The 15,197-nt window shown below is 65.5% G+C and carries 12 protein-coding genes and 2 pseudogenes; 7 read left to right on the top strand and 7 right to left on the bottom strand.

The features are described from left to right. Window positions 1–207: 207 nt before the first annotated feature. The gene (locus tag GOARA_RS17495; protein WP_007323766.1) at window positions 208–1,263 is read left to right on the top strand and encodes an alpha/beta hydrolase; all 1,056 of its coding nucleotides are present in this window, start codon (window positions 208–210) and stop codon (window positions 1,261–1,263) included. Between the two features lie 65 nt (window positions 1,264–1,328). On the opposite strand, the gene kstR is transcribed toward GOARA_RS17495, so the two are convergent. Then, window positions 1,329–1,994, bottom strand: a complete 666-nt coding sequence (kstR, locus tag GOARA_RS17500; RefSeq protein ID WP_007323767.1) for a cholesterol catabolism transcriptional regulator KstR — start codon at window positions 1,992–1,994, stop codon at window positions 1,329–1,331. A 105-nt stretch (window positions 1,995–2,099) separates the two neighbouring features. Between kstR and GOARA_RS17505 the strand changes: the two genes are divergently transcribed. Then, the gene (locus tag GOARA_RS17505; RefSeq protein ID WP_040523893.1) at window positions 2,100–4,304 is read left to right on the top strand and encodes an acyl-CoA dehydrogenase family protein; all 2,205 of its coding nucleotides are present in this window, start codon (window positions 2,100–2,102) and stop codon (window positions 4,302–4,304) included. 125 nt (window positions 4,305–4,429) lie between these two features. Continuing rightward, entirely contained in the window at window positions 4,430–5,224 is a 795-nt protein-coding gene (locus GOARA_RS17510; RefSeq protein WP_007323769.1) for a hypothetical protein, read from the top strand. Window positions 5,225–5,239: 15 nt separating this feature from the next. Here GOARA_RS17510 and GOARA_RS17515 read toward each other — a convergent pair whose 3' ends face one another. The 6 genes from GOARA_RS17515 to GOARA_RS17535 form a co-directional block, all read right to left on the bottom strand. After that, complete coding sequence (locus tag GOARA_RS17515; protein ID WP_050947343.1) at window positions 5,240–5,623, bottom strand: hypothetical protein; 384 nt, start codon at window positions 5,621–5,623, stop codon at window positions 5,240–5,242. Window positions 5,624–6,069: 446 nt separating this feature from the next. Continuing rightward, on the bottom strand, window positions 6,070–6,588 hold the full coding sequence (locus tag GOARA_RS20015) for a hypothetical protein (protein WP_138947761.1): 519 nt from the start codon (window positions 6,586–6,588) through the stop codon (window positions 6,070–6,072). Between the two features lie 360 nt (window positions 6,589–6,948). Then, entirely contained in the window at window positions 6,949–7,323 is a 375-nt protein-coding gene (locus tag GOARA_RS17530; RefSeq protein WP_007323773.1) for a YbaB/EbfC family nucleoid-associated protein, read from the bottom strand. 35 nt (window positions 7,324–7,358) lie between these two features. After that, the gene (locus tag GOARA_RS20020; protein ID WP_007323774.1) at window positions 7,359–7,745 is read right to left on the bottom strand and encodes a hypothetical protein; all 387 of its coding nucleotides are present in this window, start codon (window positions 7,743–7,745) and stop codon (window positions 7,359–7,361) included. 14 nt (window positions 7,746–7,759) lie between these two features. Beyond that, the gene (locus GOARA_RS20025) at window positions 7,760–8,875 is read right to left on the bottom strand and encodes a hypothetical protein (RefSeq protein WP_138947762.1); all 1,116 of its coding nucleotides are present in this window, start codon (window positions 8,873–8,875) and stop codon (window positions 7,760–7,762) included. A 363-nt stretch (window positions 8,876–9,238) separates the two neighbouring features. Then, window positions 9,239–10,126, bottom strand: a complete 888-nt coding sequence (locus tag GOARA_RS17535; protein ID WP_007323776.1) for an alpha/beta fold hydrolase — start codon at window positions 10,124–10,126, stop codon at window positions 9,239–9,241. A gap of 203 nt (window positions 10,127–10,329) precedes the next feature. On the opposite strand from GOARA_RS17535, the pseudogene GOARA_RS20665 reads away from it, so the two are divergent. From GOARA_RS20665 to GOARA_RS17550, 4 genes and pseudogenes are all read left to right on the top strand, one after another. Beyond that, window positions 10,330–11,259 (top strand): annotated as a pseudogene (locus tag GOARA_RS20665) (acyl-CoA dehydrogenase family protein); the annotation flags it as partial. Window positions 11,260–11,376: 117 nt separating this feature from the next. After that, window positions 11,377–12,552, top strand: a complete 1,176-nt coding sequence (locus tag GOARA_RS20670; RefSeq protein WP_040523895.1) for an acyl-CoA dehydrogenase family protein — start codon at window positions 11,377–11,379, stop codon at window positions 12,550–12,552. A gap of 10 nt (window positions 12,553–12,562) precedes the next feature. Beyond that, window positions 12,563–13,567, top strand: a pseudogene (locus GOARA_RS17545) (bifunctional MaoC family dehydratase N-terminal/OB-fold nucleic acid binding domain-containing protein); the annotation flags it as partial. A 524-nt stretch (window positions 13,568–14,091) separates the two neighbouring features. Then, a partial coding sequence (locus tag GOARA_RS17550) for a lipid-transfer protein (RefSeq protein ID WP_007323779.1) occupies window positions 14,092–15,197 on the top strand: 1,106 nt, incomplete at its 3' end.

The following is a 15,197-nucleotide window of genomic DNA, read 5'->3' on the forward strand; positions in this document are numbered from 1 at the left end:
GCGCTAGAGTTCGACCATGACCCACTTGGAGCTGTATACGGCGCCGGGGTGGCTCGCCAACTGAGACCCGTCGGGGAATTCAGCCGTCGGCGTCACAAACCGGTTGCGAACTGGCAACGGCGGTCATCTCGACTGGAATCGGACGGACCGGACTCCTACCCTCAAGGGTGTTACCAGTGTGACTAATGGGATTAGAGGGGTTTCGCCATGGGGCTACGAAAGGGTCCGCGCCACGCTGTGCTGTCACGCTCGGCGATCGGTGCGGCGGCGATCGCCGCCCTCAGCGTGGGCCTGGTCCTCGCCGTGCCCCAGGTAGCGAATCCGGACCTCATCATCAAGCCGGTGGCGAAGCCGTCGAAGATCGACTCGGTCGTGCCGGGTGCGGACCGTCAGGTCACCGCCGTCGTCTATTCGGCGTCGATGAATAGGCAGATCCCGGTCACCGTGCTGAAGCCGAAGGATGAGAGCAAACCCGCGCCGGTGCTCTACCTGCTCAACGGTGCCGGCGGTGGCGAAGACTCCGCAACGTGGGCCGAGAAGACGGACTACCAGCACTTCTTCCAGTCGAAGAACGTCTACGTGGTCACCCCGGTCGGCGGTGCCTTCTCCTACTACACCGATTGGCAGCGCGACGACCCCGTGCTGGGCCGCAACAAGTGGGAGACGTTCCTGACCAAAGAACTCCCGCCGCTGATCAACAAGGAGTTCAAGACGACGAAGGCGAACGCCCTCGCGGGAATCTCGATGGCGGGCACCTCGGTCCTGAATCTCGCGATCGCCGCTCCGAAGCTCTACCGGTCGGTGGCCGCCTACAGCGGTTGCGCGCGGACTTCGGACCCGCTCGGGCAGGCGTACATCCGGATGGTCGTCGGCGATCGCGGCCGAGGCAACGTCGTGAACATGTGGGGGCCGATCGGCGGTCCCGGCTGGATGGCCAACGATCCGTACCAGAACGCGGCGCGGCTGCGCGGCACCAGGGTGTACATGACCACTGGAACCGGACTGCCCGGCCGCCAGGACACGATGGGCGCCCCGCTGGTGAACGACGACCCGATCGCGCTGGCGAATCAGGTCGTGGTCGGCGGTCTCATCGAGAGCGCGGTGAACCTGTGCACTCAGCAAATGGCGCAGCGGATGCGCGAACTGCGCATTCCCGCCAAGGTGATCACCCGTCCGACCGGCACCCACTCCTGGGGTTACTGGGAGGCCGACCTGAAGCGCACGTGGCCGATGATCGCCCGCGATATCGGCGTCCGGCGGTAATCACGCCGAGTGGGCACCTCACCCCCGCCGAGTGGGCACCTCACCCCCGCCGAGTGGGCACCTGACTAGTCGTTGCGGCCTCTGAGCAACAGTCGGACGGTCAATTCCATCCGGTTGGTGACGTCGGTGGCCGACGCGCGGCGGGTGAGCCACTGGACCAGATTCGACATCCACACGTCGGCGATGACGCGGGCGATGGCGAGGTCTTCCTCGTCGGGCTCGCGTCCGACGCCGACGATCGCGCCGGCGAACAGTCGGTCGATGGTGTTGGCGACGTTGTCGACCTCGGCCGTCGCGGAGGCGTCGGCGAACATGAACGCGCGAGTCATCGCCTCGGTGAGCAGCGGGTCGCGCTGCATCGCGAAGGTGATCATGTCCAGCACGGTGCGGAGGCGGTCGACCCCGGTTTCCCCGGGAAGCTGGGACCGGTCCACCCGCGCCTCGACGCGCTCGAACTCGCGGGAGAGCGCGGTGACCAGCAGGTGCACCTTCGACGGGAAGTACCGGTAGAGGGTCCCGACGGCGACGTCGGCCTTCTCGGCGACCGTGCGCATCTGGACCGCGTCATAGCCGCCCTTGGAGGCCAGCGCCAGCGTCGCGTCGAGGATGCGACGGCGTCGTTCGCGCTGTGCGGTCGACCCGCCGGTCGCGCCGGAACTGGTCGTTTCCTCGTCTACGGGCACGACCTCGCGCTCGTCGGCATCAGCCTTGGCAGTTGCGGTTCGTGCCATCGTCTCGTCGGTCCTTTCGCTTGCGGCTATCAGTTAATGAGGGCCACATGGCATATTAGAACAGGTTCTAGTTGCCCGTTTCAATACGACATGCAGGGGAATTCCGTGACAATCGCCACGTCAGCCGAGCAGATCGCGGTCTGTGAGGCCATCGCCGATTGGGCCTCCGCCCGTGAGACGGCCGCATTGGCCCGCGCCGAAGTCGACGAGCCGGGCGACCGGTGGCGTCAGCTGTGGCCCGAACTTGCCGAACTCGGCGTTTTCGCGGCGGCCGCGGATGAGGGGCGTGACGGTCTGGGTGCACCGTTCGCCGACGTTGCCGCGATGGTCGCCGAATGCGGCCGACGGCTCGTTCCCGGGCCGATCGTTCCGACCGTCGCAGCCGCGATCGCTGCCTCGCGAACGCCGGGGGAACGGGCCGAGGCGCTCACCGGCGACATCCTGGCCGGAATACTGCCCGTCGTGGCACCGGCCGACCACGTCAGCTTCGGTCGCGACCTGCCACCGGTCAATCCGGCCGGACGCATCGAACTCGGTGTCGTGACGGGCTGGGTTCCGGAAGCGGCTTTGCTGGTCAACCTGGTCCTTCCTGGCCGTGGGACGCGCTGGTATCTGCTGCCGCCGGGGTCGGCGACGGTCGACGCACAGCCGTGCGACGGGCTCGACGGCACGATGTCGTGCTCGCGGATCGTGCTGAGCGGGGTCGATTTCGACGCCGCCGTCGAACTGCCGCGTTCCGCGCGCGCGGCCGCGATCTTCTCGGCCGCCAACACCGCCTACCAGTCCGGTGTGGCGAAGTGGTGTTTGGACACCGCCGTCGACTACGCGAAGGTGCGCACTCAGTTCGACGCGCCGATCGGGTCCTTCCAGGCGATCAAGCACATCCTGGCCGACATGCTGTGCCGCAGCGAGCAGCTGAGCGCCGCGGCGTGGGACCAGGCGGGCGCCGTCGACGACCTGTTGACCGGCGCGGCGGACGACCTCGACCTCGGCACGCAAGCGGGGCTCGCCACGCTCGTCGGCAACACCCTGGTCGCCGAGCTGCCGCTCGCCAACGCCAAGGACTGCGTCCAGGTCCTCGGCGGCATCGGGTTCACCTTCGAACACGACGCCCACCTCTACCTGCGCTCGGCACTGGCGGCGCGGTCGGCGCTGGCCAACGGCGCCTCCGACCGCACACAGCTGGGCCAATCCGCGATCGACGGACAGCGGCGCCGGTTCTCGGTCGACCTCTCCGACGTCGAAGACCAGCGTGCGGGCGTGCGGGCCACCGTCGAACAGATCGCCGCCGCGCCCGAAGAACAGCGTCGCGCCGAACTGGCCAGGACCGGGTACCTGGCCCCGCATTGGCCCGCGCCGTACGGGCTCGGGGCCAGCCCCGCATTGCAGTTGCTCATCGACGCCGAACTCGATCAGGCCGACGTGCACCGGCCCGACCTCGTCATCGCCGGCTGGGCTATCCCCACGATCCTCGAACACGGCACCGAGGCGCAGCGCGACCGATTCGTCGCACCGACGCTGGCGGGCGACATCATCTGGTGCCAGCTGTTCTCCGAGCCCGAGGCCGGCTCCGACCTGGCGTCGCTACGGACCAAGGCCGTCCGCGGCACCGGGCCAGACGGGCAGGAGGGGTGGCGCCTGACCGGGCAGAAGATCTGGACGAGCCAAGCTCACAACGCGCAGTGGGCGGTGTGTCTGGCGCGCACCGACCCGGACGCCCCCAAACACAAGGGCATCACCTACTTCCTCGTCAACATGGCATCGGCAGGCATCGACATCCGTCCGTTGCGCGAACTGACCGGGCGCGCGATGTTCAACGAGGTGTTCCTCGACGACGTGTTCGTGCCCGACGACCTGGTCGTCGGGGAGGTGAACAACGGCTGGCGGCTGGCGCGCACCACCCTGGCCAACGAACGGGTCGCCATGGGCGGATCGAGCCTCGGCAAGGAGATGGATTCGCTGCTGAAGCAGATCGGCGCCAGGAAACGTCCGCTGACTGACGGCGAGCTGGCCGAGCTGGGTGGACTCGTCGCCGAGGCGCACAATGGCCGCACCCTCGACGCCCGAGCCGTCTCGGCGCGGTTGTCCGGCCACGACCCCGGTGCGGCGTCGAGCGTGCGCAAGCTGATCGGTGTGACGCACCGTCAGGCGGTGCCGGACTTCGCGCTGCGACTTCTTGGCGTCGACGGTGTGGCCGCCAGCGACGCGTCCGAGCTGTTCCTGCTCAACCGATGCCTGTCGATCGCCGGCGGGACGACGCAGATCCTCAAGACCGCGGCGGCCGAAAGGATTCTGGGGATGCCGCGATAGCCGACGCAAACCCGACACGACGCGACCAAATCCAACACTGAAACGTGTTGGATTTAGTTGCGTGGTGTCGGGTTTGCACGGGCGACGGGCCGACCGTCGTCGCGATTCGGTGCTTTACTGCGTGAATGGACAACGGCGGGTCCGATGAGCGCGCGGCCATCAGTCACCGCGCGTGGCTCCGCGTGTTCCTGGTCGTGTGCTTCTTCCTCCCCGCTGTCGTGGCGCGCTCGTATGACCCGACGCGCACGCCCGACGTGGTGCGGGCGGTTCTGCAGGATCCGTACGTCGAAGGCGTGCCGTCGCTCCTTCAAGTGGCGAAGGCGCTCTTGGTGATCGTCGTGGGCCTGGCGCTGATCGCGCGCCGCTGGTCCGCACGGGTGCTCCTCGGCTATTACGCGCTGATCTTGATCCTCGTAGCCCCGCTGCAGAACATCGCCGACACCGACGAGTTCGGTCGTGCTTGGCTCGTCGGGAACACGGTCTTGCAACTGATCGTCGCCCTCTGGTGCGCCGTTGATGTCATCGGTGGGCGGAGCCGGATCGAGGCGGGGAATCTGCGACGCGATCGCCTGTGGCTGTTGATTCCAATGCTTCTGGCCATCGCGATGCCGTACACGATTCGCGACGGTCACATCGCCGCATCCTTCGCCTCGGTTGCGACGAACGGAGCCGGCGTCACCTACTGCATGATCACGCCGGTCGTCCTCGGCGTGCTCGCGCTGTTCCCGGACCGCATCGATTACCGGACCCTGTTCGTCGCGTCGTTCGTCGGCATGTTGTTCGGCGTCGTCAATCTCGTCGTTTGGTTCGTGCTCACGCCGGCCGACTGGTGGATGGGGATCCTTCACCTTCCCCTGGTCATCACGGCGATCTTCGGTCTCGTCGACTCTCGGCGCCGGAGAAGTTCCGGCGTGCGATGAACAGAGGGACTCCGACTACTCGGTGAACCCGGTTGCCCAGGGAAGGAAGGCGTGCAGCACGAGCACGGGACGATCCCTCGACAGGTACACGGTCGCACTCCAGCCGTAGGTAGAGCCGAGATTATTCTTGGCGACGATGTACGGCCCGCCCGGAAGCGCTGATCGGAGCGCCGGAGCGACGTCGGGATCGGCCGACGGCATCGCGCTCTGGTCGGCGTCCGCGAGTTCGTCGTGCAGTTTCGCCGCCACGGCCGGTTCCAGCTCGACGACAGCGTCGAGTGCTGTCGACGAAGGGCTCGGAAGTTCGATCCGCGATGGTGGCTGCCCGATCGACCCCTTGACCCAACTTGCCGACACGGGAGTCCCGACGACGGGGAAGTGCTTCTTCAGCGGTCGCACGTCATCGTGGACTTCACCCCAAGTCGTTGTCGGCGACGAGCTTCCCGGCGGATCTCCGATCGAACAACCACCAAGTAGACCGATGGACGCCGCGACAGCGACTGCGGCGAGCGTCCGCTGCCTCATCTGCGCGAGGTTCGGCATCCAGACCTACTGCCGCCTGCGGCCGATCGGATCACGGCGCATAGCTTCCCACGCGAGTTCGTCAGCGTCCTCCTGCACAATGCGAACATACCGCTTGACTGCGTTACTGGCGTCAACCAGCGAACTAATCGTCTGAGCCAGTGGGTCATCCTTCACTGCGTGAGTCGCTGCCTCTACCTGATCGGCGATGGATGCCACAGCGGCCTCGTATGCTGCGATATGTCGGTGCCTGTCGATCGCGGGCGGGACGATGCAGATCCTCAAGACCGTTGAAGCCGAACGGATTCTGGGATGCTGCGTAGCTATCTTCCGATGACGAGGATGGGTTTAGTCGTGTGCAGATGGGGGAGATTTCTGCCTGATCTCACCGCCGAGTGGAGCGCTTCGCTGTACTCGTACGTTCCGAGTGGGAGCTTCGCCTTCAGCTCAGGGCCTAGCTCTGGGTTCCTGGCCGACGCGAACTTGGTGGGGGCGTCGGGATCGGTGTGCATTTCACGCAGTGGATCGATCGTCCATGGGTCTTCGTGGCTGAGATACTTCGCGCGCAGGGACTGAGCCACCGCGGGCTCGAGCTCGATGATGGCGTTCACGCTGGAATCGCAAGGACCGGGGACTGTGCGGTCGAGATTCGCCGGGCACCACGTGATTTCAATCCACGTTGCCGAGGTCGGCTTTCCGACAGCTTTGAATCGCTCCGCCAGTGGCGCCACATCGTGCTGGACCCCGCTTGTTCCGAGTTTTGGAGATGAGTCGATGGAACAACCCATCAGCAGAGCACCGTACACCGCGGTGGCCGCCACCACTGTCTTGGTCAGTCGCATTTGGGCCATGATAGGTCGCGTGGCGCTGCGGCGGCGGGTGTTCATCCGTTGAAGCCGGCCGACCAGGCAGAAATGCGAGAAGTACGACTACCGGGTGCTGCCGGTGGACGTACACCGGTGCTGTCCCAGCCGTACTGTCGAGGTCGGATTCGCCGCCGAGTTAGGAACCGGGTGGACTGGCGGGCAGCGATGCGCGGAGTTCTGGTGCGAGGTCGGGGTCGACGGACAACTTGGAACCCCGTCGGGTGAGCTGCTCGGTGCCGTGCCGCTGCCTAGTTTGGTCGCGCAGTCTCGTCGCGACGGTGGGGTCGACAGCCAGTACCGCCTGCAGCCGCGTTGACGACTGACCCGGCGGACCTCCTACCGTTGCCGCCGCCAACCGAGGGGATCGCGGCGCATGGCTTCATAGGCGAGGCCGTCAGTATCCTCCTGCTCGACGCGAGCAGCTTGCTTGACTGCGTTACTGGCGTCAACCAGTGAACTAATCGTCTGGGAGAGCGGATCCTCTCTCACTGCGCGGGTTGCCGCCTCGACTTGGTCGGTGATGGAGGCCACGGCATCCTCGTATGCTGCGATGATGTCGACCTCGTCGGCGGCACTGACCGACAAGAGCTTTCCCGCTGCATCGACCGTCACATGGACATCTCCGGATCTTCCCTTGCCACGAAGCCGGTCGAGATCATGTTGGGCCTGCTGAACTTTTCGTCCAAAGGTCTCGATATCTGGGCGATCCATGGCTGGTCTCCTCTCTGCCTACTTCTCGTTGAGTTCTACTTAGGACACTTCGCCGGATCCTTGTATGCAACCAGATAAGTCCTGACTCGCCCTTCTTTGTCGCGCCCCTTTCCCAGTGCAAGGCATCCACCAGCAGCAGCTGCTTCTTGGACATTTTCTCGAATATACATCATGTAGTAGTCCATCTCGTCCTTATCTACGATATATCGAGCGAAGTATTCTCTTTCCGGCAGGCTACTTGCGAAATCCTGTGTCTGCTTGATAGTGAAACGATGCTCGTCGTAGGTCTCCACGCCCGGAATAGCGTATGGTTCGTGATGATCGTCGTCCAGAGCGCAATACACCACGAGCGACACTGCTGTGACAAGTAGCGCCAAGGTCAGTGCGCCTACAATCACCAGCCGGTTCTTACCGTGTAACATACCTTTCCTCACTACTATCCACTAGCAAAGGGGACTCCCATTTTCTGTAGTCGCTCAACACGGCCGGGAGAAGCTGATTCCCACTTTCCGAAAGTAACGGGATACTGCATTGGGTGCCCCCTGGGGGATCCATCGACGCCGTGCTCTATAGTAACCGATCGTTTCACCTCATACTGATATTCCCATCGGATCCCGATGTAAGTCTTTCCGTCCTCGCCTACGACCGGAATCTGCTCGACAGGAATCGCTCCGACTATCCTCGTTTGATATCGAATATCTTCTGTTAGCCCGGTCCGATCGGATTGGCCAGCTCCGGTCAGTTTGTTCGAGTACCGAGTGTTACCTGGCAGGTTGGGGTCTATGGCGACCGGCTGACGGGTCGACGGACCTGCTTTGAAGCCAGGCGGTGCGGGAATAGGCGGTACTGAGAGGGTTACCACGCCACGTTCCCTGCCGGGAACACCTGCAGATTCCTGGTTCTTTTCTTCGTCAGTGCGGAGGTCGGGAGCGCGGCGCCCGAGATTGTCAATAGACGGCCGTGTGCCGCGCTCCTCATCGCTCTGTACGCCGATTGGCGGTTTTCCTGAATTGGGATTGCTGCTCCGAAGATCTGTTGTGGGACCCTGCAATTCCGAAGCTGCATTCGTTTCTCCCTCACCGAACTTCTTCAGCAGAGACTGAATTCGTTGAGTGAGTCCCGCCGCAACGTTGTCAAGTTTCTGTTGTTGAAGTTGTCGTTTTACCTCACCGCCCTCGCCGTCTATCGGCGGGACTCGTGGGGCGGTTACAACTCCACTATCGGAGACTGACATTCCACTGGCGGGAACCGAGTCGACCAGATTAATAAGAGGATCCTTAATTGCAGATAGGATCTTCCCCCATTTTTGGTATTGTGTAGCGAGTCGAGCAACTGAGTCGTCGATTTTCGTCGCAGATACGTGCTCACTCCAGGCACGTCCTGACGCTGCAGTTGCTGCATTGCCTTGCCAGTTCATCATTGCGCGATCAACGGTTGACTTCATGCCGTTGACCTCGGTGGAAAATGATCGGTTACCTTTTTCGATCTCGCGGCCATACGTGATCATAGAATCGGGATTGCACCTGCGCACGTGGGATATCGTTGCCATCATCGTCCTGATTGGTAGAACTTGAGGCTGTCTGCAAAGACTTTGTCGACGGTTTCGTATGTCGCGGCGCCCGTAGTGATTCGGTTTCCCAGGCGACTAATGCTGGCGCCCATGAATGCGTACGCTTGACGGATTTCGCGCTCGCAGTGTTGCGTAGCAGATTCTACCGGAGATCCCGGCATTGTAGGTGGTATTGGACACCCAATTGCCTGTATTTTGTTCGCATGAGCAGACAATTCTTGACCTGCGCGCCGCAACGCGTCCGCATCTGCCTTCAGTAGTTCGGTCACGTTCTCCCCTTCGTTGGCAGGAACCCGATCACTCTATCCGAATGATCTTCGACCTGCGGGTATGTCCGGACTGCGGCTAACCGCTAGCCGCTGCCAGCACCTCCAGCCGCGACCGGATGCGACGGTCGAGGAAGTCGGCGAGGACGTCTTCGAAGACGGCGTTGTCGTCGCCGGCCACCATGTGATGAGCGCCGCCGACGCTGGCGAACTCCGCGTGCGGGACGACGCGCAGGAAACGGGCCGAGTCGGCCACGCTGATGACGTCGGATTCGCCTCCGCGCACCAGCAGCGTCGGGATTCGCAGCGATGCCGCCGCCGCACCGAGGTGAACCGGGTCGAGGTGACGGTCGCGCTGCACCGCGTCGTCGGACACACCTTTCAGGAACGCCGGGTCCCAATGCCAATACCAGCGGCCGTCGCGTTCACGAAGGTTCTTGCGCAACCCGTCGAGATTCTTCGGGCGCTTGCGGTGCGGTTGGTAGGCGGCCACCGCATCGGCGGCCTCCTCGAGCGACGCGAACCCGGTCTCGGCGTGCTCGGCCATGAACGCGCGGACGCGGTCGGTACCCGACCGCTGCACGAACGGCGAGACGTCGACGAGGACCAGGCCGCGGGCCAGTTCGACATCCTCGCCGAGCGCGGACAACGCGGCGTTGCCGCCGAGCGACGCCCCGACGAGTACCGGTGGCCGGCCCAGGAATTCGGCGATCGACACCACGTCGTCGGCGAACCGGCCGAGGCCGTAGAGGCCGTCCGGCGACCAGCCGCTGTCGCCGTGGCCGCGCAGGTCGACCGTCAGCGTGGACCAACCGGCATCGGCGAGGTCGCGCGCCGAACTCGCCCACGAATGGCGGGTCTGACCGCCGCCGTGGAGGAACACCACCGGCGGATCGCCGGGGTCGCCGAAGCGGTCGCCGACGATGGTCACATCGCCCGACGGGATCTCGATCCGGTTCTCGCTCATCTCTGCATTGAACCATTGGGAGCCCCCGGCGCGGTCGGAGCACCAACCGATCGCGCTATCGGGCAAACCGGCCCGCGAAGGAAATAGAACGTGTTCTAGTATTCAAGACGTAGACCCATTACATTGGGTCGGAACAGGTTCTTATTTCGGAGAGAGGCGACGTGGACTTCAGTCTCGACGCGGCGGCCGTCGCAGTGGCAGATGTGGCCGAGGATGTGTTCACCCGAACCGCCTCGGACCCGGCCGAGATGTTCGCCGGCGACGACGGATTCGACCGTACGACCTGGCAGGCACTCGTCGACGCGGGCCTGCTCGCGCTCCCGCTGCCCGAAGCGGTCGGCGGCGACGATCTCGACGCGACGGCGGTGCTGCCGCTGCTGCGCCGGATGGGCAAGGCCTCGGCGGTCACCCCGGCGCTCGGCACCCTCACCGCGACGCTGGCCCTCGGGGGCTACGAAGACCAGGCGCAGCGGCTGGCGCCCGTCGCGTCCGGCGCGTGGCTGGCGATCGCGGCCCGGGAGACCGGCGCCTCGCTTCTGGACGAGCCGGCGACCAAGCTCTCCGGCGGCAAGCTGTCGGGCACCAAATCCGGCGTGCTGTGCGCGCCCGGCGCCCACGCATTCCTGGTGACCGCGCGCGACGGCGAGAAGGACGTCGTCGTGTGGGTCCCCGCCGATAAGGCCGGTATCGACATCAAGCGCACTCCCTCCTCCAGCGGGTGGAGCGAGTCGACCGTGACGTTCACCGACGTCGCCGGCGACGTACTGCCGATCTCGGCGCGCGAGTTGCTCGACTACTACCGCTTCGTGCTGAGCGCCTACGCCGACGGGCTCGTCGACGGGGCCACCGCGATGACGGCCACACACGTCAGCACGCGCAACCAGTTCGGCAAGCCGATCGCGCTGTTCCAGGCGGTCGGCCAGCAGCTCGCCGACATTTACGTCATCGGCCGCTCGCTGAGCCTGGTCACCACCGCGGCGGCCTGGCGCCTGGCCAACGGCCTCGACGCCGAGTCCGACATCGCCATCGGCTCCTACTGGGTCGCCGCCGAGGTCCCCGCGACGCTGCGCACGATGACCCACCTGCACGGCGGCATCGGCGTCGACGTCACCTACCCGCTGCACCGCTACTTCTCCATCGCCAAGGATCTGGCCCGCCTGGTCGGCGGATCGGGCACCCTCGACGAACTCGCCGACGCGACCGAACGTGCCGCCGGCCTGCCGACGAGTGAGCTGCGGCCCGCGGACGGCATGTTCATCGACCTCACCCCCGAGCAACGGGCGCTGAAGAACGAGGTGCGCGCCTACTTCGAGAGCCTCGTCGACCCCGACGACGAGCAGACCCTGCTCACCGAGCGTCACGGCGCGACGCTGCGCAAGGTCGTCAAGCAGATGGGCTCCGACGGCTGGCTGGGCGTCGGCTGGCCGAAAGAGTTCGGCGGCAAGGGCTTCGGCGAGATCGAACAGCAGATCTTCACCAACGAGGCCGTGCGTGCCGACGTGCCGCTGCCCGCCGTCACGCTGCAGACCGTCGGGCCGACTCTGCAGGAACACGGCACCGACGAGCAGAAGGAGAAGTTCCTTCCCGCGATTCTCGCCGGCGACGTGCACTTCGCCATCGGCTACACCGAGCCCGACGCCGGCACAGACCTCGCGTCTCTGACCACCACGGCCGTCCGCGAGGGCGACCACTACATCGTCAACGGGCAGAAGATCTTCACCACCGGCGGGCACGACGCCGACTACGTCTGGCTGGCCGTGCGCACCGATCCGGACGCGCCCAAGCACAAGGGGATCTCGATCCTCATCGTCGACACCTCCGACCCGGGGTACTCCTGGACACCGATCATCACCGCCGACGGTGCGCACCACGTCAACGCCACCTACTACACCGATGTGAAAGTTCCCGTGTCGATGCGGGTCGGCGAAGAGGGTGGCGGTTGGAAGCTCATCACCACCCAGCTCAACCACGAACGCGTCATGCTCGGCCCGGCCGGGCGGATCGAAGGAATCGCCGCCCGGCTGCACCGATGGGCCCAGCGGCCCGGTAGCGGCAGCGACGCGAACGCGCCGATCGCCGACCTTCCCGACGTGCGGCGCGCGCTCGCGCAGATCGACGCCTACGCGCGGATCAACGAGTTGCTCAACTGGCAGGTGGCGTCGACGGGGGAGGCCATCTCGATGGCCGATGCCGCCGCCACCAAGGTGTTCGCCACGGAACGTATCCAGACGATCATGCGGATGGCCGACGACATCCTCGGCCGCCACGGCGATTTCACCGATCCGGCCACCGCCGAGCTTGTCGACTGGCTCGATGTGCAGGCCAAGCGCAACGTCGTCATCACCTTCGGCGGCGGGGTCAACGAAGTCATGCGCGACATGATCGCCACCGCCGGACTCGGTCTCCCACGAGCACCGCGCCAATAGGAAAGGGACCATGAGCACCGGGACGGAAGAGCTTCGCGCCGCGCAAGACGGCATCCTGGCCGCCGCGCAGCGCATCAAGGATGCGGGGCCGAGTGCGCCCAAGGCCGGTCGCGATCCGGTCAACTCGCCGATGATCCACAACTGGGTCGAGGCGATGGGCGACGACAACCCGATCTACGTCGACGAGCAGGCCGCGCGTGCGGCCGGGCACGACGGGATCGTCGCGCCCCCGGCGATGGCGCAGGTGTGGACGATGCGCGGCCTGCACGGGGAGCGCAGCGACGACGATCCACTCGGCCGCGCCACCGAGCTGTTCGACGAAGCGGGCTACACGTCGGTGGTCGCGACCAACTGCGACTCGGTGTACCACCGCTACCTGCGGCCGGGCGAGGAGGTGTCGCTGTCGTCCGAGCTGATCGACGTCGTCGGGCCGAAGCAGACCGCGCTGGGCGAGGGGTGGTTCTTCACCACGCACAACACGTGGCGCGTCGGCGACGAAGTCGTCGCCGAAATGGACTTCCGGATCCTCAAGTTCAAGCCGGGCACGGCCGTGCAGAAGGCGCCGGCACCCGGTGCGCTCGATCCGGCGAAGCTGATCCGCCCCCAGGCGTCCGGAGACACCGCCTTCTTCTGGGATGGTGTCGCCGCGCACGAGTTGCGCATCCAGAAGCTGCCCAGTGGAGGCCTTCAGCATCCGCCGATCCCGGCGACGTGGACCACCCGAGATGACGACGGCGTCTACGGCACGACCGACTACGTGGTCGCCTCGGGCCGCGGAACCGTCTACAGCTTCGTCGTCCACCACGCGCCGCGGGTTCCCGGCCGGACGCTGCCGTTCGTCGTCGCCCTCGTCGAACTGGAGGAGGGTGTCCGCATGCTCGGCGAGCTGCGCGACGTCGACCCCGGCGAGGTCGCGATCGGCATGCCGGTGCGAGTCGAGTTCCTCGACTTCCCGGCCGACGATCGGTCTCCGGGCGGGTGGTCGAACTATGCGTGGGTTCCCGCCGACGACGAGTCGCCCGGTCTCGATACGACCGCTCCTTCGTCGCGGTCACTCGACCACCCAAATGCCGAGCGGGGGTCTCGATACGCCGACTCGGCTAGCGCCTCGTCGGCACTCGACCACCCAAATGCCGAGCGTGCCCAGAATCCCGCCGACCGTGCCCAGCTTCCGGAGCTGACGGTCGAGGCGACGCCGACGTTCGTCGTCTCGACGGCACTTGCGACGCGGGATTTCCAGGACGTTCACCACGACCGCGACCTTGCTCAGCAACGCGGCTCCAAGGACATCTTCGTCAACATCCTCACCGACACCGGTCTGGTCGAGCGGTTCGTCACCGATTGGGCCGGACCGAGTGCTCGAATCACGTCGATTGCCCTGAAGCTCGGCGTGCCGTGGTACGCCTATGACACGCTGACATTCACCGGCGAGATAACCGGACAAATCGGGAACGAGACGACGGTTTCGGTCACCGGTACCAACAGCCTCGGCAAGCACGTCATCTCGACGGTGACGCTGGAATCCGAAGGAGTGCAGCGATGAGTCTGTCGGGAACCGCGGCCATCGCGGGAATTGGCGCCACCGACTTCTCCAAGGACTCCGGCCGGACCGAACTGCGCCTGGCCGCCGAGGCGGTCACCGCGGCCATCGCCGACGCCGGATTGACTCCGGCGGACGTCGACGGTTTGGTCACTTTCACCATGGACACCAACATGGAGGTCGCCGTCGCTCGCGCGACGGGGATCGGCGAGCTGAACTACTTCTCGCGCATCCACTACGGAGGCGGAGCCGCGTGCTCGACCGTGCAGCAGGCGGCGATGGCCGTGGCCACGGGCGTCTGCGACGTCGTCGTCGCCTACCGCGCCTTCAACGAACGTTCGGGCAACCGCTTCGGTCAGGTCAGCGCGGACGTCGCGATGCAGGCGACGTCCTCTGGCACGGACAACGCGTTCTCCTACCCGCACGGACTGTCGACGCCGGCCGCGTTCGTCGCGATGGTCGCCCAGCGCTATATGCACGAGTACGGCGCGACGAGCGAGGACTTCGGCCGGATCGCCGTCGTCGACCGCAAGCACGCCGCGAACAACCCGAACGCCTTCTTCTACGGCAAGCCGATCACTCTCGACGATCACCAGAACTCGCGCTACATCGCCGAGCCGCTGCATCTGCTGGACTGCTGCCAGGAGTCCGATGGCGGCGTCGCGCTGGTCATCGTCTCCGCGGAACGGGCCAAGGATCTGCCGCACCCGCCCGCGGTGATCGCGGGAGCCGCGTCGGGCAGCGGGACCGACCAGTACATCATGACCAGCTACTACCGCGACGAGCTTGCCGGACTGCCGGAGATGGGTCTGGTCGGACGTCAGCTCTGGGAGCAGTCCGGGACGACCCCCGACGACATGGACGCTGCCATCCTCTACGACCACTTCACGCCGTACACGCTCATGCAGCTCGAAGAACTCGGCTTCTGCGGGCGCGGTGACGCCAAGGACTTCATCGCTGAACCGGGGGCGCTGGAAGTCGGCGGGCGGCTGCCGCTCAACACGCACGGCGGGCAGCTGGGGGAGGCCTACATCCACGGCATGAACGGCATCGCCGAGGCGGTGCGCCAAGTCCGCGGCACCTCGGTCAACCAGGTGCCGAATCT

Source organism: Gordonia araii NBRC 100433, from assembly GCF_000241265.1.
Taxonomy (GTDB): domain Bacteria; phylum Actinomycetota; class Actinomycetes; order Mycobacteriales; family Mycobacteriaceae; genus Gordonia; species Gordonia araii.